Raw genomic sequence first — 20,490 nt, 5'->3', positions numbered from 1 at the left:
GCCTTTATACATCAGGGAGCGAACCATCTCGCCGCAGGCGACGCCTCGAATCGATTCTATATCGGCGCGTATAATCGGCTGCTTATATGCGATAATGGCAAGCGTCTCAAGTGCCGCAGGACTTAGCTTATTATCCCCCCGCTGGCGAAGCAGGTTTTTGAGCCAGTTATTATATTCAGGCAGCGTCATCATCTGAAAACCGCCGGCAATCTCCTCTATCCTGAACGCCCTGCCGGTTTCGATATATTGCTGATTGAGGGTCTCGATACATTTCTTAACCTGTTTTACGCCGCCGTTGAACTGGGCGATATTAACAAGCCTCTCGGCCGAGAGCGGCTCATCGGAAGCGAAAAGTATCGCCTCTATTACCGATTCGGTGGTTATTTGTGTATTTACATCCTGTGCCGTCGCAGGGGCTTTATTGTCCAGCTCCGGCTGTTGCTCATCCTGCTCATCGGCCGCAGCGGAAATATCTGTTAAATCAGTTTCTTCCTGAAATTCTTCGCTCATATCCTTGTCCATTCAAAGGGGTCCTTATCCTTTTTACTGACGGAGATTTTAACAGGTTTTAAACTTTTTTGTAGCTCTTTTGCAACTTTTTTAAGCATAAATCTTTCCGAAACCGTATGGCTCAGACATACAACTGTAACGCCCGCTTCCTGGGCCGCGATAGCCTGATGATGCTTTATCTCGCCGGTTAAATAAAGGTCGCACTTTTCAGCGATTACATTCATTATCAGTTTGCCGCACGAGCCGGCACAAACCGCCGCTTTTTTGACTATCCGTTTTTTAGGCCCGACCATTCCGGCGACTTTGGCGCTGGTAGCAGACTTTATCCTTTTAAGTATCGCACTTAACTGCACGGGCTTTTCGAGAAGCCCTATCCTGCCAAGCCCGATTTTGTCATTGGTCTCATATAATTTTATAACATCGAACGCGGGCATCTCATACGGATGCGCAGCCTTCATCGCTTTTACAACATCTTCTATTTTTTCAGCAGGAACTATCGACTCGAATTTAATTTCTTTTACATTTGCAAATTTTCCTTTTTTCCCGATTGCAGGCTTTGCGCTATCGAGCGGGAAAAATGTTCCAAGACCCGCCGTGCTGAAACTGCAATGACTGTAATTTCCTATCGCACCGGCCCCGGCATTAAAAACAGCATCAGCAACTTTCTGAAGCGATTCGACAGGAACAAAAACTATAAGCTTGTAATTATTCTTACCGTTTTCGACAAAATCGCCGACAGGCTCAGGATTTTTTATCCCGACAATTTCCGCAAGTCCGTCATTTACTCCGCCGACAACTGCGTCAAGAGCTGTATGTATCGAATAAACGCTGATGCCGCTTTTCACAAGCTCATAAACAACAGAATCCTTTTCAACAGTCTTCAGGCCGTCCCAGATTACAGGATGATAACTGATTATGAAATTACAGTCTGCCTGTTTCGCTTCTTTGACAACGTCTTTTGTTATATCAATCGTCAGCAGAATTTTTTTTACCGCCGCGTTGCTGCCGCCGACAAGCAAACCCGTATTATCCCAGCTTTGCGCCAGCCCCGGTGGAGCAATCTTCTCGATTTTGTCTATGCAATCCTTAACCTTTAACATTCTGCACCTCTTTATTGAAATTTTCGGAGAAAAGTGCCGTTATTTTTTTCGTAATCGCTCCCGGCTTTGAATTTCCGACATTATGCGATTCAATCGCTATCACTGGCAAGACCTGCATTATAACATTCGTAATAAAAACTTCATCGGCGCCGAGTAAATCATCGATGGTAAGTTCTGCTTCCTCCGCTTTTATCGAATTTTCTCCGGCAAGAGTCAGAACCGTCTTTCTCACAATGCCCGGCAATATTCCGCTTTTCAATGAAGGCGTATAAAGAACCGAATTCTTTACGATAAATACATTACTTACACATCCTTCGGCAAGCCTGCCGTCAACTGTAAACCACAGCGCCTCTGCCGCACGCCTCTGGTGAGCTGTGGCCAAAGCGGATATTCTTGAAAAATAACTCGTCGTCTTATGTCCGCTCAAAACATCTGCGGGATTTTGACGGTATGAGTTCAAAACAACCATTATGCCCTTATCGTAATATTCCTTCGGATAAGGGGTGAAATTAGACGCCGTAACAAGCAATGTCGGCTCCGGCTGATCGGCATTTATCGCACCGCTCGTCGCGGTCAGCCGGATTCGAGCATCTTTAAGCTCATTAGCGTTTAATGTCTGGTAAATCGCGTCAGCGATAAATTCCCGGTCGCCGCGCAGATTGATTTTTAATTTCTCCGCGCTTGTAAAAAGTCTGTCCAAATGACCATCGAGAGCAAATACGACTCCGTTCGAAGCCCGCATTGTTTCGAATAAACCTGCTCCATATAAAAACCCGCCGTCAGAACAGCTTATTTTTGCCTCGGAGCTTTCTATTATTTCATTATTTAAAAAGACTTTATTCATATTTTTCCTGCCACAGAGATTTCTTTTTATTATAGCCACAGAGATTTCTTTTTATTATAGCCACAGAGAACACAGAGAAATTTATTTTAAAAAACTATCTATTATTTTATCTATCTCTTTTGCACTTTTAATACTATTAAAATCTATCTCAAACGTAGACTCATTAACAATCTTTTGTTTTGTGGTTGTTATCTTCTTGGTAATTTTTATTTTTGTCGCACCCTTTTTCTTAAAAGCACTTATAGAAGATAGCAATAACCATTTGACAAAGTCGTATACAGATGTTGCGGCCAAAGAAATTAAGAAAGCGATCAATTCTGGTCCGCTTTCGTGTTGTTCCAATATTACTTGCTCATTCTGTATATTCAATATAGCCGAACCTTCATGTTCTATTGGCCCTTGTGGGGAAATTTTGTCATTTATTGTATCCCAAAATTCTCGCAGACAACCTGAACAACAGCAAAAACTGTATCCTGATTCTGTGATTGGGCTAACTTTAAATGAAACAATATCACCATTTTTATGATTACTTTTCACAAACTCTGATATATTAATATGTTTTTTCATATTTTTCCTCTGTGACCCCTGTAAGCTCTGTGGCTAAAATAGGAAAACCCGCCGTGAAACGGCGGGCTAAATATTTTGAAATTCGTGTATATTCGTGTTAATTCGTGGTTCATTTTTTCTCTATCGCATATTAACTGCTTTTATTCCTGCCAATAATGCTTTTGCTTTAATCAGCGTCTCATTCCATTCTGCCTGCGGGTCGGAGTCTGCGACGATTCCGCCGCCGGCCTGGGCGTAGGCGACATTGTCCTTTATGATAATTGTTCTTATCGCGATATTCAAGCACGCATTGCCTTTTAAGTCTATCCAGCCGATAGAGCCGGTATAAAGTCCCCTCGCCATCGGCTCAAGGGCATTTATTATATTCATCGCGCTGATTTTCGGAGCGCCGGTAATCGAACCGCCGGGGAAAATAGCTTTGAGGCAATCGGCAAAATCAATTTCTTCCCGAATTTGTCCCTTTATCGTCGAAACCGCGTGAAAAACCGTCGCAAAAGATTCTATATCCCGTCTTTTGGTAACCCTGATTGTGCCGGGGCTGCAAATCCTGCCTAAGTCGTTCCGCTCAAGATCGATTATCATATCGAGTTCCGCTTTTTCTTTTTCGTTATCGATAAGTTCATTGTAATTTTTCTCATCGACCGCCTTCTCGCCTGTCCTCGGCCTTGTGCCTTTAATCGGACAGGTTATAATTGTGCCATTATTTATATTTATAAATAATTCAGGCGATGCGCTTACTATCTGGTAATCTCCTGCGTCAATATATGCCGAGTACGGGCTGGGATTGAATTTATTCTGCCACAGAAAAAGTTTATAAGGCTCTGATTTGAAATCGGCACTGAATCGCTGCGAGAAATTTATCTGGTAAACATCGCCATCGTAAATATGCCTTTTTGTTTTTACGATTGCGTCAAGATAAAATTCTTTCGTCATATTAGACTTGAACGTGCCATCCATTCGGTTAGCCCCGACCCCTGTGGTCGGGGTTATAACCCCCAGGACAGGCCTGGGGGCTAAACAAGTTTCAAGTTCTGCAATTTTTTCTTCACCGCTTGTTTTATCGTTTGGCAGTTCTATCGCGAAAAGATGGAAACAATTCTTCAGATGGTCGAAGCATATAACCTTGTCATAGAAACATAGTCTGATTAAAGGCAGGTTCAAATCGTCTGCCGGTGAAGATACGTTCTCGATATACCTGTTAAGGTCGTAACTGAAAAACCCAATCCATCCGCCCGTAAAAACATCCTCCGGCCCTGTTATATCGTCATCGAGACGATACTTGTTCACAGTGGTTTTTAACTTTTCAAATGGATTATCCTCTGATGCGGAAAAATCGAAAATCTCTACAGGCTCCGCGGCAAAATAGCTGTAGCGGCTCCTGTCTGAATTCAGATTAACTCCTCCGAGAATTGCGGGGCTATTAAGAGCTGCGAAATGCCGCACCAGCTTTTGTAATTCGATTTGAGTCGATACTTTCTTACAAACCAGCCGGCATCGCTTTGCACAAACAGCCTCAGCCGTGGAAACAATCATTACAAACTTTCAAGTCTGAGTTTTTTATCGTATTCAATCATTCCCTCGATTAGGTCGTCCATTGCGCCGTCCATAATCTTGTCGAGATTATACAGCGACAGATTAATCCGGTGGTCGGTAACTCGGTTTTGCGGATAATTATATGTCCTTATTTTTTCCGAGCGGTCGCCGGAGCCTATCATTGTCTTTCGGGTCTTCTCGCGTTTTGCATTTTCAATACTTCGGTAATGTTCGAAAACTCTGCTCCGCAGCAAACGGTACGCCTTTGCCCTGTTCTTATGCTGGCTCCTGTCCTCTCGCATATTTACAGTAATGCCGGTTGGAATATGTTCGAGTCTTACGGCACTATTTAATTTATTAACGGCCTGACCGCCGGGGCCGCCCGCTCTGCTGACAAATTCATTGATATCGGCCGGATTTAGCTGGATGTCAACTTCTTCCGGCTCGGGCAGAACCGCGACAGTAACCGCTGATGTATGTACTCTGCCCTGCGTTTCGGTTTCAGGCACTCGCTGAACGCGGTGCCCGCCGCCTTCGTAGCCCAGATGCGCCCATACGCCGGGGCCTTTCACATTAAATACGACCTCGCGGAAACCGCCCAGTTCACTTGTGCTGAAATCCATAAGCTCGATTTTCCATTTTTGCTTATCCACATAGTGAGCATACATATTATATAAATCACGCGCGAACAGCGCCGCCTCATCGCCGCCGGTGCCGGCCCGTATTTCCACTATGACCGAGCCTACCGCCGCATCGTCGGACATAACAAGGGAATCTTTTATCTGCTCGAAAATCGCCTCTTTCTTTTCCTTCAGCCTAGCCAAATCTTCCGTGGCAAGCTGTTTGAATTCCTCGTCCGCCCCGGCATCGTTCAAAATCGTCTCTGTCTGTTCGGTTTCGGAGAGCAGTTTCCTGTATTCACGGTATTTCGTTACGAGGGACCTGAGTTTGCCCTGCTCTTTGGAAATAGCGATAACCTTATTCGAATCCATATTCACAGCGGGGTCGTGAAGCTGCTTTTCAAGTTCGGAGTATCGCCCGTCAAGCTCTTCGAGTTTTTTTATTACTGCACTATTTGTTTCGCTCATAAGATTAAAACCTTATTTTATTTTTTGATTGCCCCATAAACAGCATCGCAGTCACATCGCCAGAAACAATCAATATCTTCAAAGCCGCACTGTTCGAGCTTTTGAAAATGCCGCTGCAAAGGCATTCCATTTTCCGTCCCCTGCCATTGGCCGATAGCCTCCTGGCGTTCGATTCGGGCGTCATCGCCTAACTCGGAAAATAACTGCTGCCAAAAACTATCCCAGTCCTCCGCCGATTGCGTTTGTTCCTGCGACCGCATTTGTTCTCTATTAAACTCCCAGCCCTGCTGAATCAGGTTATTAGAACTGCCTGCATGGTCAGCGTTTAAAAAGATGCCGCCATTACGCAAAATTCTATGAATCTGACAATAAACCGTCTCAAGGTCCTTGGGGCTGAGCCAGTGCAGGGCCGTCGCCGAAACTACGGTATCAGCGCCCATGCATTGATTCCAGTCCATTTTGGTCATATCCGACCGCACAATCTGAACTCTATTCTTAAAATTCTTCAACCTGTGTTCAGCCAGAAGCAAAACGGCCGGGTCCAAATCGACCGCAAAAATTTTTGCCGAATCGAATTCTTCGAGCAGCCTGATGGTCAGGCTTCCGGTTCCGCAGCCCAGGTCAACTATGAGTTTGGGCTTTGGACATACTGCTTTTATTAATCCTGCGATTACGTCGAATCTTTCGCTGCGTTTAACAAGATACCTTCGCTGCATTCTGTCGTAGCGTTCAATCCAATTTCGCCAGTCTATATGCTGAGCCTTGTTCATATCCTTCAGTTTCAGGTACGTTTAATTTTTAAACTTATCTTGAACAATTTTATTTCAGCAAGTACAAAAAAATTACGCTGCCGGAACATAATCTGTTTGATTAAGTCCAACAGCGTAAGTTGTCAACAAAAATAAGCTACTTTTCCTTGTTCTGCGGTGCTTTGTCGTCTTTCTGCGCCTTGTCCATATAGCTTTGGCCGTATTTCTTCTGGAAACGTTCGATTCTGCCGGCTGTATCGAGAAACTTCTGCTTGCCGGTATAGAACGGATGGCACATCGAGCAAATGTCGGCGTGGATTTCCTTGGCCGTACTGCGGGTCTCGAACGTATTGCCGCAGCCGCATTTGACCTTTGCAGTTTGATATTTCGGATGTATGTCTTTCTTCATCTTTTTCACCTTAAAATCTAAAGCACGGTATTATATAGCTTTTTTCAAACAATGCAAGCCTAATTCCGCTAAATAAAACTTGTCAAAACTCTATTCCTGTCCTATATTTACGTTAAATGCGAGAAAGAACATAAAAATGAGGTTAAACAAGCTGAATACACAGACAATTAGGATTGCATCCGGATGGATTTGTTTATGCCTGTTTATGGGGCAATTTATCGTTCTTGACGTATCTGCCGCAGGAAATGACAATAACTGCCCGGCCGCATTGAAACCATACGACCGGAACCATAGCAAAGAAAAGAAAGAGACTATGACAAATAAACATAATGATGGATACGACTTGTGGCTGCAATACCGCAAAGTGGACGACCCGAATCTATTATCGCAATACCGTCAGGCAATCGGCGGCGCGGCAATCCTCGGCAAAGGCCCTACATTTGACATTATCGAAAGCGAGCTAAAGCGTGCCCTGCCGACGATGCTCGACCGTGAAATCCCAATTGAATCGAATAAACCCGCAGGCAATGCGGTAGTATTGGGAACTGTCGGCAATCTCAAAACAATAAATATAAATATATCGGAAGCCGACCGCAAAAATCTTGGCGACGAAGGATTCCTGGTTCGCCTTCATCAGTCCGGCGAAAATAAATATATCTTAATCGCTGCCAACAAAGACACTGCCGTTCTGACCGGTATATTCCACTTTCTCAGAATACTTCAGACTCATCAGGACATTTCAAATCTCGATATTCTGAGTTGTCCGCGGATTAAACATCGGCTGCTCAGTCACTGGGACAACGTCGACGGCTCCATAGAACGCGGTTATGCGGGACGGTCGCTCTGGAAATGGGATAGCCTGCCGGCGAAAATCGACCCGCGATATCACGACTATGCACGTGCCTGCGCATCGATTGGCATCAACGGCACTATCCTGAACAACGTCAATGCCCAGGCTAAAAGTCTGACTGCCGAATACATTGCCAAGACAGCGACGCTGGCCGATATATTCCGGCCGTATGGCATTCGTGTATATCTGACACCTTTATTTAGTGCCCCTATACAGCTCGACGGCCTGAAAACAAGCGACCCGCGCGACCCGAAAGTGGCCCAGTGGTGGAAGAAAAAGACGGATGAAATTTACAGTATGATACCGGATTTCGGCGGATTCCAGGTTAAGGCAAGTTCCGAAGGACAGCCCGGCCCGCAGGACTACGGCGCAAGCCACGAGGATGGCGCCGATATGCTCGCCGAGGTCTTAAAACCCCACGGCGGAACGGTACTTTGGCGGGCTTTCGTCTATGACACGACGATTGACGCCGACAGGTTCAAATGCGCCTATAAGGAATTTGTGCCTCTTGACGGCAACTTTAGTCCCAATGTTTTCGTGGAAGTCAAAAACGGTCCTATCGACTTTCAGCCGCGGGAACCGTTCCATCCTCTTTTCGGCGCGATGCCGAAAACGCCGCTGGCTCTCGAACTGCAAATCACACAGGAATATCTCGGCCAGTCCGTTCATCTGGTTTATCTGGCTCCTATGTGGAAGGAGATACTAAACTCGGATACTTACGCCAAAGGAGCAGGCTCAACCGTCGCTAAGGTTATCGATGGTTCGTTGGACGGCCATACATCTTCAGTTATAATAGGCATAACCAATACCGGCTCGGACCGCAACTGGTGCGGCCATCAATTTGCACAGGCAAACTGGTATGCCTTTGGACGCCTCGCGTGGGATTACCAGTTAAGTTCCGAATCAATTTGCGATGAATGGGCCGAGATGACATGGTCCAATGACCCGGCCGTTATTGACGCGATTAAAACTATAATGCTCGGCTCATGGCAGGCCTGTATCGATTATATGACGCCGCTGGGTCTGCATCATATTATGAAGGAAGGTCATCACTACGGACCTGAACCTTCCTTCAGCAAGGCAAAACGGCCGGACTGGAATTCCGTTTATTATCACCGTGCCGATGTCAACGGCATAGGTTTCGACCGCAGCAGCACAGGCAGTGATGCCGTCAGCCAGTATCACAGCCCCCTTCGAGAACAGTTTGATAAAATAGAAACCTGCCCTGAAGACTTTCTGCTTTGGTTCCATCACGTCCCCTGGGACTACCGTATGCAGTCCGGCCGAACGTTATGGGATGAAATGCAGTATCGCTATGATACAGGCGTTGAATATGTAACTAAAATGCGGAATATCTGGAAGACTTTGGAAGGCAAAATCGACCCGCGGCGATACGAAGACGTCAGTAAACGCCTCAAAGAGCAACAGGAAAACGGCGAGCTTTGGCGTGATGTATGTATTAAATATTTCCGGCAGTTCGCCGAGCCGAAAACGCGGAAATAGACCCGTTTATTTTTTGTCCGGCACGACGAAATATTTTTTATTATCGTCCAGCCTCTGACTGCCGAAGCCGCAGGATGTATTTATATCGACATTGGCCTGTTTATTTGTGATCTTTCCCATTGTGACGATTAATTGCGCATTTGTCGCACCCAAACCGGCAGTATCAAGCTCGATGTTTTTTATATTTTCTTTTTCGATATTATATTTTGCGAAAGACAATCCGCTTGAAATCATATTCTGCCTGACCGCCTCAAGGTATGCCCGATTGGTCTGAAACGTAATTTTATTCGATACGCCGGTCAGGACGAACAGCATCGTGCCAATGAAAAAGAGCATCATAATAACAGTCAGCATAACAAAACCTTTTTTCAATTTACCGCCTCCGAATAAGCATCTGCGAAATACAGATAAGAGTTTTCCATTTTCTTTTCTATATGATTATAGCTTTTTAATTCGGTATATTTTTTGATTTCCACCGCGTAACCGGCATTATTTTTTCGCCATACCTGCCATTCGATTTTGCCGTCCGGAATCCGCCAGGTGATTTCCACTTCTTTACCAATTATAATCCTTGATACTTCCTCCTGTTCTACAAGATAACAAATAACTTTTTTCTGCTGCTCGATCAAAAGACATCTCTCGCTCGCCGTATATTTGTCGAATGACTCCGGAAAGCCGGCCGCTGAATTGATATCTTTTTTCATATACGTCAGAATATTAAGCATACTCGTATTACACTCAACCAGTTTCAGGGATTTCGGCACATCATACAGAATAACCTTCGATAACCTGGAAAGCGGCAGGGCTATAGCCGCCATAACCGCTATAACTGTAAGCATTTCAATTAATGAATAACCTTTTCTCATTGCCGGATTTCTCCCTGCGGCGAAAGGTATCTGGCCAGTTCAACGGAAATATCCTTACGCATATCTTTCGCTGTGGCCTTTACTCTGATTAGTTTCAGTCCTTCCCATTGGCCGGAGCCGTCTGTTCGCCGGATTTCTGTTTTCATTTTAGGCCATAATCTTTTGATATTCTCTTCGCCTATCGGTTTTCCTGTAACGGCGATACTGTCGAGCTGTGCCTGTGCCGCCGCGATGCACTTCTGCCTGACTAATTGATATTGGTTGAAGTCTTTAAAAGTCTTCATCGCCAATGCCATACAGGCCAGGATAATCCCCAAAACAGCCAACGTAACTATCATTTCCGTCAGTAGAATACCGTTATGTCTTTTCCTGCTCATACTAAACTCGCACATTGATAAATAATTGCCACTATCGCCGAAAAAATTGAGTAAGTAACAAATCCAACCATCGCTCCCAGGCATATTGTCGTGCACGGCAACAATATAAATCTGGCAAGATTTACCCTGTAGCTGTAATTGGAACGATAGACGCTTTCGAGCATTTCCAGTACCGGCAGCGTATTTTCAGGATTTTTCTGCTGCTCAAACGTCCAGCTTAGCGAATTTGCAAACCCACATTCTCTCGCAGAGTCAGCTATATTCTCACCTGCCTCGACCTTTTCAAGCCATTTCTTCAGCCGTTTCCTAAAATAGTAGTTCACATCGAGGTCAATTGTATTTCTTATCGCCTCATTTACAGCAGCTCCTGAATTAAGCGATATTTTCAAAACCTCAACAAGCTGCAGGGTTGAATAATTATTTTCAAACCAGTGAAGAATGGGCAGATGCCATTTTATAAAATCTCCAATTCGTGAAAACAGCAGCGGCTTTTCAGGCCGGCGTGAGCTAAACCTCGCTTTAATATGAATAATGGCAATAAAAAATATGATTCCAATGACTATTAACCAGCCATACCTGAAACAAATATAATTGGAAATAGCAATAAGAATTCTTGTGGATTTGGGCAACTCGCCGCCCATCATATCCTTAATAACGGTACTGAATTTTGGTATCACCCCTATCATAAGCCCGAGTGTAACTAACGACAGCGCAATTAATACTGTAATAAAATAAGACGCCGGATACACCGGCCTTATCCTTGTGTTGTCTGTCGCCTTTTCCAGCAGGTCTGCTTCTATCGACTGCAACACCTGAGGTACCTGTCCCGTCTTTTCTCCTGCCGCTATCAGGGCGGTAATTCTGGCAGGACATTTTATAAATCCCCGCTTGATTGATTCACTTAGAGGATAACCCTGAACAAGCCATTTGGAAATCTGCCGTAACACCTGAGAATGCTGATATTTAATATCTGCCGCTGCCGATTGCAGTGCCATTGGCAGCGGCAGATTCTGTCTGATACTCGAACCGATTGTGGATATTACGACAGCAATAGTGGCATTCTTCTGCGTCAGGGCCAGACCAAACATATAACCAAATAAAAGCCCCAGAAAGCCAAGGTATGCAACTCCCAGAAAAGAAGCTATCGACATGAATACTATCAATAAGAATACCGCCGAAAGAGTTACAAGGGCTGTCCTTGCCGCTCGCTTGGGCCAGGGAACAACGTCTTGTTCGTGCTTCATAAAGAGTATGGTTATCAGCGTGACCGGAAAGATACATATTGATATTATTGAAGGTGCAAATAATTCTTTACTTATAGACAATATAATAAAAGTGGTTGTAATAACTGGCAAAGTAATAATGGCGAATCGGGGTGTTTTGAACCCCAGAAAAATATATAAAACCAGAACAAATATTGTTATCGCTAATAACATTTTAATCTCACATCAAAGACGTAATAATCTTTATCATAGGCAGAAAAAGCGCCAGCACTGTCATACCTATGAATCCGCCGACAAAAACCAGCATCATAGGCAATAGTGCCGCCTGCAGTCTCACCTGGCTGCATTTGACCTGTTCGACATACATCTGACTGAGACTGTGCAGATTGTCTTCCAACTCGTTTCGCTGTGAACCCAATTGAATCGAGTAAAGAAAAAGTTTCGGTATCATCCTGCAGAACTGCCCTGCCTGCATTATATTAGTCCCGTTTTCTACCTGTTCTGCTAAAAATTCGGTCTCGTGAATAAGTTTTTCGCTCCCCGATGCCTCTGCGCTTAATCTCAGGCAGTTTGGCATATCCACTCCAGCCGAAATCATTATCGCCATCGACTCGGCCATTTTCGCCATAACACTGCTGTGGTGCAGTCTGCCTATTATCGGAAAACTCAGCAACAGCGATTCCTTAAATCTTCTTCCCGCTGATATCGATGACAGCAGTATATTCAGAATTATCATACCACCGGCCAGAACACCGACACCAAGCCAGAAAGGTGCAACATTTTTTGATATCCGAAGAATAAGCCGCGTCAGGGCCGGCAATTCGCCTCCCGTCATATCCGCAAGAACAGTGGCAAATTTCGGAATAATCATTATATAGATAAAATTGATTATTATGACAGCTATTGTCAACACGACAAACGGATAGGACATAGCCTCGAAAACTATTTTTCTGGTCTGGTTCGACATTTCGATATGCCTGTTGAGATTTGTAAGCATCTGGCTTAGTCTGCCGGTCTCAACGCCTGCCTTTAATATCCTGCTATACAAAGGCGGAAAATATTTTTGTCTTTTCTCGAATGCCTTTTCAATACTTTCCCCGCTTTCAAGTTCACCTGCGATATCGTTAACAAGTTTTCGCATCTTTTTTGAGCCGATATCCGCAGAAAGTTCTCTCAGTCCCCGTTCCAGAGGCACGCCCGCTTTCGTAATTGAAGCAAGCTGCTGATTGAACAGCAGAAATTCATCTCTGCCGATAGCCGTTTTGGGTCCTTCATATTTGGCCTTTTCAAGGAAATTGACATTAAGCTTCATCTCCGCCAGCAGCTTGGCCGCTTCCTGCGGTGAAGAGGCCTCGATGGCCCCCTTCATCAATCTGTCCGTCGCGGTCAGCGCGTTATATTCGAATATCGCCATTTTTTATCTCCCAACTATTTTCTGCTGCCAGGGCACTAAGGCATTAAGTTTTTTATTTATATTTTATATTATATCTTTTCGTGTCTTTGTGCCTTTGTGGCTATTTTTATTCAATTATTCCGCAGACTCTGTTCAGCTCATCAACCGTAGTAATACCCTGGCCGACTAATCTTTTGCCGTCGGTCAGCATATTCGTATGTCCCCTGCCTTTCAGTATCGCTTCGAGTTTTTCGATGTCGGTCTTTTCTGCGATTGCTTTTCTAAGTTCGCTGTCAAGTTCGACAATCTCTGAAATCAGCGCCCTGCCTTTGTAACCTGTATTCAGACAGCTTTCACAGCCGATTGCTTCATAAAAAGTTTTTTGATTTTGTTTTTTGCATTTATCGCACAGTTTGCGAACGAGTCTCTGGTTTAAGATTGCCGTTACGCTTGAAGTTATCTGGTAGGATTCGATTCCCATTTCGAGCAGCCGCAGAAACCCTGCCGCCGGCGTCCCGCTGTGCATTGTACTCATCAGGAAATGCCCTGTAAGAGCCGCTTCGATTGCGATTTTCGCGGTTTCTGCGTCTCGTATTTCGCCAATCATCAACACCTGCGGGTCCTGCCTGAGCAGCGACCGCAAAGCTGTCGGGAAGGTCATTTCGCCGTAAGGCGTAATCTGAACCTGGGTAACTCCTTCGACTCGCATTTCCACAGGGTCTTCCAGTGCCACAATGCTTTTACCCGCAAAGTTTTTCAGGATAAATCGTAATAGCGCCGCCAGTGTCGTGCTTTTTCCGCTTCCCGCCGGCCCGGTCAGAAGAAGGAGGCCCTGATTTTTGAAAGCTATTTTTTTAAGTGTTTCCAGCACGGCCTTTGAAAAACCAAGATGTTCTAATTCTGTCAGGTTCTTATACTGGTAAAAAATTCTTACTACCGCTCTTTGTCCGTGTATCGTCGGAAATATGGCGAGTCTCTCGTCGATTACGCCCTCGTTATGTCCGTCTATTTCTATTCTGCCTTCCTGTGGTATATCGTTTCGGTATGTCAGGAGATTGCCCAGTACTTTTAATCTTGCGATGACATTTTCGGAAAGAATTCTGGGTAATGTTTCGACCTGTTTAAGAACTCCGTCAAGCCGGTATTTGACAACTAATTCTTTTTCAGTCGGCTCAAAATGAACATCGCTTGCCCCTGAATCGACTGCCCCTTTTAGAAACCCGTCAACCAGCGACACAACGTCCTGTGCTTTGTTTTCCCGACCTTTCGACTCTTTATTTGTGCTTTTTGGGCTCATATTATTGTCATTACGAGGCCTCCGGAGGCGGCCGAAGCAATCTTTCTACAAAAAAGACGCATTTGAACGATAAACGTTATCAAAAAAATCGAGCTTTTTTGAATTTTTCGAAAATTTTGTTAACATAGCATTATAAACAGCGTCTTACTTCATGAGAATATCGATGTTAAGCAAAGCTCAAAGCTACAGGCTGTTATGGGATTTCGCGATCCCTGAATCGCTGAGTACATCTCAGAAGTGGGTGCTCTCTGCGATGCACTCGTTCGGCGGCCAGCTTGTAACGATGTTATGGCGAATCCTCGGCAACGAGCAGGACGTCTGCGATGCGTATCAGGACACATTTTTACATCTGGCTCACTACGCAAACGGCATCAAGCCCCGCAACGTCAAGGCCTACATTTTCCGTTCAGCTTCCAACACGGCAATCTCGATTTTGAGACGCCGGCTCATTGAAAAAAAGAATCTTCCCGGAATCGCCGCTAATCAGACAACTGAAACATCGGCAAACGATTTGGATTCGAATTATTTACAGCAGCAGCTTAGAGACAACATTACTAAATTGCCCCAGCAGTTGCAGGATGTCGTGACTTTACACGACCTGGCCGAACTTCCTTATGCGCAGGTCGCTAAAATACTCGGACTAACAGAAGGTACCGCCAGGGTATACAGGCACAGGGCGATACAATTATTGGCAGTATGGATGAATAAAAAAGAAGAATAAAAATATGAAAAATAAAAATACAACAAATTGCAGAGACGTCAGGGGTCGGCTGAACAAAATCATCGGCAGCTATTTAAGCTTCGACGCAGCCTGGGTCCAGAATCATATTGTCAAATGTCCTAAATGCCAGAAGCGGTTCGCTTCTGTCGGCAAAGTATATCTTGCGATGTCGCTTCTCAAGTCCTGTCCGCATAATCTCGATTTACTGAAGAATGCGAATATGCAGACCATAGACACTCTCGCTCATTCTGTCCGCGGGACAGCCAAAGCCGACAAACTAAGAATCGCCCGGCCGGAACCGAGACTTCTGGAAAGATTAGCGCCTTTGAAAGGTTCGCTCGCCAATACAGCCGCCTGTATAGCGATTCTCTTCTTCGCAAAAACAGGAATTTTTAATTCAATGGAAAAATTCCAGACCGACGGCAAAAAGGCCATAGAGAATTATTGTCAGAAACAGATAGGCCAGGACCTTTCAGACGAAATCTTCTCCTGAGATTTAATATATAATCTCTGTGTCCTCTGTGAACTCTGTGGCTGTAAAGTAAAATCGTCTCTGTGGCTAATTTATTTTTTCGGATAGCCGACAGTCTGCGCAACGATAATTTTCTGGTCGCTTCGCAGTTTCATAGCCGCCTGGCAGGCAGGCTTGTCAAGATATCCCCGCACAACAGTTGCCAATCCTTCCGATGCGCAATACAGATAAACATTCTGGCTGATATACCCCGTATCGATGGCCGCGTAGAAATCTTTCTGCTCGGCGGGCCCATCGCCCATCTTTGCGTAATCCGCTACAAAAATAAGATTAATCGGTGCCTCTTTTACAAAAGGCTGTTTGCCTGTCACGGCGCGGATATCCTCTGCAAGAATGCAGATTAGTTTATTTGCTTTTGCGTCATACAAATAAAGACCTTCTTCCATAGCAACGTAAACATCTATTTCCTGTTTATTCATTGCGGTAGGCGCCGTCCGTTTTCCGTCCGGCCGGTTGATTCCGTCTGCCGCCCAGAGCATATTCGAAATAACCTGCAAAGGCAGCCACTCGCTGCTGAACGCACGTGAAGTTTTTCTTTCCTTTAGAGCCGTCATTAACGGCTTACCGCCGTCCATCTGCGGCTTGGGAAGCTCGATATTCTTAATTTCCGCCGGCGAATTTGTATCTTTTGCTGCGACCATGTTCGAATCTGCCGCCCAAATTTGAGCCGGATAAATGAGCAGAACAACTGCTGATAAAATGACAACTGAAAACAATTTAGCATTCATCCTGTTTCTCCTTTGATTTTGATATTTTCAGCCTTAATTTAAAATGCCTTCAAAAAACAGGGGAATATTCCCCTTCTCTATAATCGCATCATTATAATCCCCGTAAGATGCAGCCGGAACCGTTGTCGGCAGTGCCGTATTTGTTATTGCGGCATCGCCATAATTATCAGGCTGCCAAATAATACTATCGATTTCTGCCGCGATGGAAAACCGGACAAGTTCTGTATTATTGATATCGTCGGAAGAAACTAACTCGTCAACATCCAATGTCGCCCCGCACTTAACACTATAGCTGGAATATGCACCTATAAACGATACAGATGTCTCCGGCGTAAACAGGTCGTTATAGCAAAATCGGCTTTCGGACAGCTTGTACCAGCCGTCTTCGCTATTCGCTAAGGCTTCAATGCCGATTGTGATTATCGTAGCGGATGAAATATCTGCTATACCGACAATACACAAAACCATAATTATAAAAATTACCCTGAAACTCTTCTTTCTCACGACTTTTTTCTCTTCCTTTTTATGAAATCCACCGGCTATTTCACTCGATTTATAGCCTTTTATAATATCTTTAAATCATACCTAAAATCAAGTTAAAAATGCCCTGCTTTCACTGAATCGCGGAAGAATTGGAATTGTATATAGTTTCATAGTTAACATTTACCGTTGACGAGCAGCACAACCGCTTTATGTAATTTTATTTATTATTTACCACTCTTTGCGCTTTTAAAATTTTTCCTGTCAGGTAGTCTGTAAACTGCGCCTTTAGCGTAAGTTCTTTTTCGTTTTTATTGCCGGTTAAAACCGAATTTACATCGAATTGCAGTTTATAATAGCTTGTCAGCAGTGAGCCTGACCAGTTTTTCTTAAGTTCTTTCGGCTCAATTTCCCATTTACTTAAAAGCGCTTCGTTGGGTTCTGCGTTCAGGTTCCAAAGTTGTATCTCCACCGCGCCGGCCGCTTTTACGCAGTCGCCCATATCGTCGATGGGTTTAAGATAAACAACCAGTGTTTCTTTTTTATTGTCTTTATTTTTTTTGTCGTACAGCCCGCATCGGCTGGTAAGTTCGATTGCCGATATCGTTGACAGCGCTTCGATTCTCGCCTGCTTATCGATTCCTGTCAGGGTCTCAATTTGTTCCTTGAGTTGTTTGATTTCAGCCGACAGCTTCTTCGGCGAGTTGTTGTCTTCAGGAGCTTTTTGACCTAAAATCCCTGGCTTCTCATTGGCTGTCTTTATCTGTTTCTTTTCTTCGCATCCGGCAAAAAGCAGAACACAGAATACAGAAATCAGAATACAGAATAAATAGTTTTGAGTCGTTGTTTTTATTGTCATTTTATATTCCTTACTATCGTGCCCGTCCGTGTTTAAGTCAGTGTCAGTCCGTATCTAAATGTATAAGTCAGTGTAAGTCTGTATTTCTGAATTGTCAACTTTTATGTTGAGCAGGCGTGCGGCTATGTTAGTAAAAAATTTTCCTTGACATATTATGGGCTTATGCTCATAATGTATAAGTAACAAGGTTTTTTTTAAGGAGTATAGAAATGCCAGGTGGAAATGGAACAGGACCAATGGGAGCAGGACCAATGACAGGTCGTGGTTTAGGACGTTGTGCGGGATTCGCAGGCGGCGGATTCGGCAGAGGCCGTGGAATGGGACGCGGCTTTGGCCGCGGAAATCGCTTTTGGGCAAGAGGTTATGGCAATTTTGCCCAGTTTCAGCCCGCAGCGGTTATAACAAAAGAGCAGCAAATACAATCCCTGCAGCAGGATGCTGAAAGTCTCGAAGCAGACCTTAAAGAAGTAAAATCTCAAATAGCGCAACTGCAAACAGAAAAATAGAAAGGTAATTTTATAAAATGAAAATTTTAATTACTGCCACTGCGCCTGTATTGTCGGCCAAAGTTGATGAACGTTTCGGAAGAGCGGCATATTTTATAGTTACCGATACCGATAAAGATGGATTTGAAGCTGTAGAAAATGAAAGCGTAAATGCTGCAACCGGGGCGGGAATAGCCGCTGCACAAAAAGTCGCCGAGTTAAATCCCGATGTCGTACTCACAGGTAATTGCGGTCCAAAGGCTGAACAAATTTTGACCGCGGCGAACATAAAGATTCGCACCGGCATTAGCGGTACTGTCGAAGACGCAATAAAATCAGCCAAAGAAAACTCTTTGTAAAGAATGTGCATTTGGCGATAATAGCGGCGTATATTCAAACCATTCAGGAATGGGATAACATTTGGTTTAAGAAGTGAAAATGCGAACATATTTGGATTGTATTCCGTGTTTTGTCCGCCAATCACTTGACGCTGTCAGGCTGGCAACTGATGACCAGAAAATGCACGAGCAAATTTTACGCCAGGTTCTCGATTTGGTCGGCAATATGGATTTAAGTACAAGCCCTCCTGTAATGGCACAAAAAATACATCGAAAAATCAGGCAAATTATTAAAACAGATGACCCGTACAAACAGAAGAAACAGTATTTTAATGAATTTGCTCTGAATTTCTTCCCAAAGTTTAATGATTTGCTCGCCCATTCAACAAAACCTTTTGAAATGGCAATACGTCTGGCAATTGCGGGAAATATAATAGACCTTGGGGTTAAATCTTCTTTGGAATCGTCGGAAGTTGAAAATATAATTAATAATGCTATATTACATCCTTTTGATCTCTCGAATGTGAATATTTTCAAAAATGCAGTAGATAATGCAAATGATATTTTATACCTTGCTGATAACGCCGGTGAAATAGTATTTGACAGATTCCTCATAGAGCAAATAGGTACTGATAAGATAACGCTCGTGGTAAAAGGTTCACCTGTCATCAATGATGCTACTATCGATGATGCAAAGGCAGCAGGATTAACAGACATAGTCGATGTTATTGACAATGGCGACGATGCTCCGGGAACGATTCTGGAAAATTGTTCGAAAGAGTTTCAGGAGCGTTTTAAAAAGGCTGATTTGATTATAGCCAAAGGACAAGGCAATTACGAAACACTGAGCGGCATAGATAAAAATATTTTTTTCATACTTAAAGCCAAATGTCCGGTTATCGCAAGAGACATTGGCTGTAAAATCGGCCATATGATTTTACAAAAAAACAAAAGCATTTAAAAGAAACAATAAAAATCACTTTTTGAAAGGAAAGCAAAATGGCCAAATTGCCTGATGCGGTTAAAAAAGCGATATCTAAACAGGAGCTGTTTTGTTTGGCAACCAGCACATCTAAGGGAATCCCTAACGTAGTCTATGTTAAATATCTAAAGGTTGTTGATGATCAAACAATTCTAATTGCAGATAATTATTTTAATAAGACACGAGACAACATTTTAAACAATGGGAAAATTGCCTTTGCTGTTCTCGATGATGAAAAAGGTTCTTTTCAAATTAAAGGCACAGCCCAAAGACTCATAGAAGGAACTATGTTTGATGAAGTTCAAAAATGGGTACCTGAAAAACTACCGAAGGCCGCTGCTGTCGTAATGCATGTAGAAGAAATATACAACGGAGCAGAAATTATTCACTGAAGCAAATCAGATAATCTATGAATATCTGCCCGGAAACGATACAACTGTACCAAACAGTCAAAATAGCAATGCCTATAAAATACGAAGGAATCGCTAATGAGTGAAAATTCCAACCTTGTTCCCAGAAAGGTCTTTCTGACCAAGGGAGTCGGCCGTCACAGATACCAGTTAAAATCCTTTGAGAACGCTCTGCGTCAGGCGGGAGTAGCACATCAAAATCTTGTACAGGTATCTTCGATTCTTCCCCCCAAATGCAAAATTATCAGCAGGGAAAAAGGATTGAGAATGCTCATGCCGGGAAGTATTTGTTACTGTGTTATGGCAAGAGCGGATACAAATGAATATGGCAGAATTGTAGCCACTTCGATTGGCGTCGCCCTGCCTAAAGATGACAATAACTGGGGCTATTTGAGTGAAGTACATGGTCACGGCATGAACGAAAAACAAGCCGGTGATATGTCTGAAGATTTAGCTGCCGAGATGCTTGGCACAACGCTTGGGTTTGAAGTTGACCCCAACAAGGCCTGGTCGGAAAAAGAACAGGCTTATAAATCAAGCGGGCTGATAATAAAAACCACAAATGTAACTCAGACTGCAATGGGCAAAAAAAACGAATGGACAACCACACTTGCCATAGCAGTATTTTTGTTTGACTGATAAGGAG

General features: G+C 43.9%; 25 protein-coding genes. 8 read left to right on the top strand and 17 right to left on the bottom strand.

Going from position 1 to position 20,490, the window contains the following annotated elements; all coding sequences use genetic code 11:
* The 8 genes from WC496_12395 to rpmE form a co-directional block, all read right to left on the bottom strand.
* A partial coding sequence (locus WC496_12395; GenBank protein MFA5293814.1) for an SMC-Scp complex subunit ScpB occupies positions 1 to 522 on the bottom strand: 522 nt, incomplete at its 3' end.
* Positions 507 to 1,610 (bottom strand): Nif3-like dinuclear metal center hexameric protein, encoded by a 1,104-nt coding sequence (locus WC496_12390; GenBank protein MFA5293813.1) that lies wholly within the window; start codon positions 1,608 to 1,610, stop codon positions 507 to 509. The genes WC496_12395 and WC496_12390, both read right to left, overlap by 16 nt.
* Complete coding sequence (locus WC496_12385) at positions 1,597 to 2,454, bottom strand: aminotransferase class IV (protein ID MFA5293812.1); 858 nt, start codon at positions 2,452 to 2,454, stop codon at positions 1,597 to 1,599. The genes WC496_12390 and WC496_12385 overlap by 14 nt, the downstream gene beginning before the upstream one ends.
* 81 nt (positions 2,455 to 2,535) lie before the next feature.
* Entirely contained in the window at positions 2,536 to 3,021 is a 486-nt protein-coding gene (locus WC496_12380) for a hypothetical protein (GenBank protein ID MFA5293811.1), read from the bottom strand.
* A 120-nt stretch (positions 3,022 to 3,141) separates the two neighbouring features.
* Entirely contained in the window at positions 3,142 to 4,554 is a 1,413-nt protein-coding gene (locus WC496_12375) for an anthranilate synthase component I family protein (GenBank protein ID MFA5293810.1), read from the bottom strand.
* Positions 4,554 to 5,642, bottom strand: coding sequence for a peptide chain release factor 1 (prfA, locus tag WC496_12370; protein MFA5293809.1), 1,089 nt, complete (start codon positions 5,640 to 5,642; stop codon positions 4,554 to 4,556). The genes WC496_12375 and prfA overlap by 1 nt, the downstream gene beginning before the upstream one ends.
* Before the next feature lie 17 nt (positions 5,643 to 5,659).
* Positions 5,660 to 6,412 (bottom strand): class I SAM-dependent methyltransferase, encoded by a 753-nt coding sequence (locus WC496_12365; protein MFA5293808.1) that lies wholly within the window; start codon positions 6,410 to 6,412, stop codon positions 5,660 to 5,662.
* Between the two features lie 136 nt (positions 6,413 to 6,548).
* Positions 6,549 to 6,800, bottom strand: a complete 252-nt coding sequence (gene rpmE / locus WC496_12360; protein ID MFA5293807.1) for a 50S ribosomal protein L31 — start codon at positions 6,798 to 6,800, stop codon at positions 6,549 to 6,551.
* A gap of 136 nt (positions 6,801 to 6,936) precedes the next feature.
* Between rpmE and WC496_12355 the strand changes: the two genes are divergently transcribed.
* The gene (locus WC496_12355) at positions 6,937 to 9,153 is read left to right on the top strand and encodes an alpha-glucuronidase family glycosyl hydrolase (GenBank protein ID MFA5293806.1); all 2,217 of its coding nucleotides are present in this window, start codon (positions 6,937 to 6,939) and stop codon (positions 9,151 to 9,153) included.
* Between the two features lie 6 nt (positions 9,154 to 9,159).
* Here the strand turns inward: WC496_12355 and WC496_12350 are convergent, their stop codons facing one another.
* The 6 genes from WC496_12350 to WC496_12325 form a co-directional block, all read right to left on the bottom strand.
* Positions 9,160 to 9,525 carry a hypothetical protein gene (locus WC496_12350; protein ID MFA5293805.1) on the bottom strand — a complete coding sequence of 122 codons (366 nt, stop codon included), beginning with the start codon at positions 9,523 to 9,525 and terminating at the stop codon, positions 9,160 to 9,162.
* On the bottom strand, positions 9,522 to 10,019 hold the full coding sequence (locus WC496_12345) for a prepilin-type N-terminal cleavage/methylation domain-containing protein (protein MFA5293804.1): 498 nt from the start codon (positions 10,017 to 10,019) through the stop codon (positions 9,522 to 9,524). The genes WC496_12350 and WC496_12345 overlap by 4 nt, the downstream gene beginning before the upstream one ends.
* A complete protein-coding gene (locus tag WC496_12340; GenBank protein ID MFA5293803.1) occupies positions 10,016 to 10,396 on the bottom strand; it encodes a type II secretion system protein in 381 nt (126 codons plus the stop codon). Before WC496_12340 ends, WC496_12345 begins: the two co-directional genes overlap by 4 nt.
* The gene (locus WC496_12335; GenBank protein ID MFA5293802.1) at positions 10,393 to 11,640 is read right to left on the bottom strand and encodes a type II secretion system F family protein; all 1,248 of its coding nucleotides are present in this window, start codon (positions 11,638 to 11,640) and stop codon (positions 10,393 to 10,395) included. Before WC496_12335 ends, WC496_12340 begins: the two co-directional genes overlap by 4 nt.
* A 199-nt stretch (positions 11,641 to 11,839) precedes the next feature.
* Positions 11,840 to 13,033 carry a type II secretion system F family protein gene (locus WC496_12330; GenBank protein ID MFA5293801.1) on the bottom strand — a complete coding sequence of 398 codons (1,194 nt, stop codon included), beginning with the start codon at positions 13,031 to 13,033 and terminating at the stop codon, positions 11,840 to 11,842.
* A 106-nt stretch (positions 13,034 to 13,139) separates the two neighbouring features.
* Entirely contained in the window at positions 13,140 to 14,309 is a 1,170-nt protein-coding gene (locus tag WC496_12325) for a GspE/PulE family protein (GenBank protein ID MFA5293800.1), read from the bottom strand.
* Between the two features lie 163 nt (positions 14,310 to 14,472).
* On the opposite strand from WC496_12325, the gene WC496_12320 reads away from it, so the two are divergent.
* Complete coding sequence (locus WC496_12320; protein ID MFA5293799.1) at positions 14,473 to 15,030, top strand: sigma-70 family RNA polymerase sigma factor; 558 nt, start codon at positions 14,473 to 14,475, stop codon at positions 15,028 to 15,030.
* Positions 15,031 to 15,034: 4 nt separating this feature from the next.
* On the top strand, positions 15,035 to 15,523 hold the full coding sequence (locus WC496_12315; protein ID MFA5293798.1) for a hypothetical protein: 489 nt from the start codon (positions 15,035 to 15,037) through the stop codon (positions 15,521 to 15,523).
* Between the two features lie 71 nt (positions 15,524 to 15,594).
* Here the strand turns inward: WC496_12315 and WC496_12310 are convergent, their stop codons facing one another.
* The 3 genes from WC496_12310 to WC496_12300 all read right to left on the bottom strand — a co-directional run bounded on the left by WC496_12310 (position 15,595) and on the right by WC496_12300 (position 17,629).
* Positions 15,595 to 16,290 (bottom strand): SagB/ThcOx family dehydrogenase, encoded by a 696-nt coding sequence (locus tag WC496_12310; GenBank protein ID MFA5293797.1) that lies wholly within the window; start codon positions 16,288 to 16,290, stop codon positions 15,595 to 15,597.
* A 33-nt stretch (positions 16,291 to 16,323) separates the two neighbouring features.
* Entirely contained in the window at positions 16,324 to 16,794 is a 471-nt protein-coding gene (locus WC496_12305; protein MFA5293796.1) for a hypothetical protein, read from the bottom strand.
* A gap of 196 nt (positions 16,795 to 16,990) precedes the next feature.
* A complete protein-coding gene (locus WC496_12300; protein ID MFA5293795.1) occupies positions 16,991 to 17,629 on the bottom strand; it encodes a hypothetical protein in 639 nt (212 codons plus the stop codon).
* A gap of 209 nt (positions 17,630 to 17,838) precedes the next feature.
* Here WC496_12300 and WC496_12295 point away from each other — a divergent pair, with 209 nt between their 5' ends.
* The 5 genes from WC496_12295 to WC496_12275 all read left to right on the top strand — a co-directional run bounded on the left by WC496_12295 (position 17,839) and on the right by WC496_12275 (position 20,483).
* Positions 17,839 to 18,135 (top strand): DUF5320 domain-containing protein, encoded by a 297-nt coding sequence (locus WC496_12295; GenBank protein MFA5293794.1) that lies wholly within the window; start codon positions 17,839 to 17,841, stop codon positions 18,133 to 18,135.
* Positions 18,136 to 18,152: 17 nt separating this feature from the next.
* On the top strand, positions 18,153 to 18,473 hold the full coding sequence (locus WC496_12290; protein ID MFA5293793.1) for a NifB/NifX family molybdenum-iron cluster-binding protein: 321 nt from the start codon (positions 18,153 to 18,155) through the stop codon (positions 18,471 to 18,473).
* 79 nt (positions 18,474 to 18,552) lie between these two features.
* Positions 18,553 to 19,413 (top strand): ARMT1-like domain-containing protein, encoded by an 861-nt coding sequence (locus WC496_12285; protein MFA5293792.1) that lies wholly within the window; start codon positions 18,553 to 18,555, stop codon positions 19,411 to 19,413.
* 38 nt (positions 19,414 to 19,451) lie between these two features.
* Entirely contained in the window at positions 19,452 to 19,826 is a 375-nt protein-coding gene (locus tag WC496_12280; GenBank protein MFA5293791.1) for a pyridoxamine 5'-phosphate oxidase family protein, read from the top strand.
* Between the two features lie 96 nt (positions 19,827 to 19,922).
* A complete protein-coding gene (locus WC496_12275; GenBank protein MFA5293790.1) occupies positions 19,923 to 20,483 on the top strand; it encodes an arginine decarboxylase, pyruvoyl-dependent in 561 nt (186 codons plus the stop codon).
* The last annotated feature ends 7 nt before the right edge of the window (positions 20,484 to 20,490 follow it).

This window comes from Phycisphaerae bacterium (assembly GCA_041652575.1).
Taxonomy (GTDB): Bacteria; Planctomycetota; Phycisphaerae; order Sedimentisphaerales; family UBA12454; genus UBA12454.
The sequence above is the reverse complement of the archived record's forward strand: the minus strand, read 5'-3'. Positions and strand labels throughout refer to the sequence as shown.

Coding starts and splice junctions, on each gene's coding strand:
- WC496_12390 (MFA5293813.1), bottom strand. CDS start 1,610: ATGTTAAAGGTTAAGGATTGCATAGACAAAATCGAGAAGATTGCTCCA.
- WC496_12385 (MFA5293812.1), bottom strand. CDS start 2,454: ATGAATAAAGTCTTTTTAAATAATGAAATAATAGAAAGCTCCGAGGCA.
- WC496_12380 (MFA5293811.1), bottom strand. CDS start 3,021: ATGAAAAAACATATTAATATATCAGAGTTTGTGAAAAGTAATCATAAA.
- WC496_12375 (MFA5293810.1), bottom strand. CDS start 4,554: ATGATTGTTTCCACGGCTGAGGCTGTTTGTGCAAAGCGATGCCGGCTG.
- prfA (MFA5293809.1), bottom strand. CDS start 5,642: ATGAGCGAAACAAATAGTGCAGTAATAAAAAAACTCGAAGAGCTTGAC.
- WC496_12365 (MFA5293808.1), bottom strand. CDS start 6,412: ATGAACAAGGCTCAGCATATAGACTGGCGAAATTGGATTGAACGCTAC.
- rpmE (MFA5293807.1), bottom strand. CDS start 6,800: ATGAAGAAAGACATACATCCGAAATATCAAACTGCAAAGGTCAAATGC.
- WC496_12355 (MFA5293806.1), top strand. CDS start 6,937: ATGAGGTTAAACAAGCTGAATACACAGACAATTAGGATTGCATCCGGA.
- WC496_12345 (MFA5293804.1), bottom strand. CDS start 10,019: ATGAGAAAAGGTTATTCATTAATTGAAATGCTTACAGTTATAGCGGTT.
- WC496_12340 (MFA5293803.1), bottom strand. CDS start 10,396: ATGAGCAGGAAAAGACATAACGGTATTCTACTGACGGAAATGATAGTT.
- WC496_12335 (MFA5293802.1), bottom strand. CDS start 11,640: ATGAAGCACGAACAAGACGTTGTTCCCTGGCCCAAGCGAGCGGCAAGG.
- WC496_12330 (MFA5293801.1), bottom strand. CDS start 13,033: ATGGCGATATTCGAATATAACGCGCTGACCGCGACGGACAGATTGATG.
- WC496_12325 (MFA5293800.1), bottom strand. CDS start 14,309: ATGAGCCCAAAAAGCACAAATAAAGAGTCGAAAGGTCGGGAAAACAAA.
- WC496_12320 (MFA5293799.1), top strand. CDS start 14,473: ATGTTAAGCAAAGCTCAAAGCTACAGGCTGTTATGGGATTTCGCGATC.
- WC496_12315 (MFA5293798.1), top strand. CDS start 15,035: ATGAAAAATAAAAATACAACAAATTGCAGAGACGTCAGGGGTCGGCTG.
- WC496_12310 (MFA5293797.1), bottom strand. CDS start 16,290: ATGAATGCTAAATTGTTTTCAGTTGTCATTTTATCAGCAGTTGTTCTG.
- WC496_12300 (MFA5293795.1), bottom strand. CDS start 17,629: ATGACAATAAAAACAACGACTCAAAACTATTTATTCTGTATTCTGATT.
- WC496_12295 (MFA5293794.1), top strand. CDS start 17,839: ATGCCAGGTGGAAATGGAACAGGACCAATGGGAGCAGGACCAATGACA.
- WC496_12290 (MFA5293793.1), top strand. CDS start 18,153: ATGAAAATTTTAATTACTGCCACTGCGCCTGTATTGTCGGCCAAAGTT.
- WC496_12285 (MFA5293792.1), top strand. CDS start 18,553: ATGCGAACATATTTGGATTGTATTCCGTGTTTTGTCCGCCAATCACTT.
- WC496_12280 (MFA5293791.1), top strand. CDS start 19,452: ATGGCCAAATTGCCTGATGCGGTTAAAAAAGCGATATCTAAACAGGAG.
- WC496_12275 (MFA5293790.1), top strand. CDS start 19,923: ATGAGTGAAAATTCCAACCTTGTTCCCAGAAAGGTCTTTCTGACCAAG.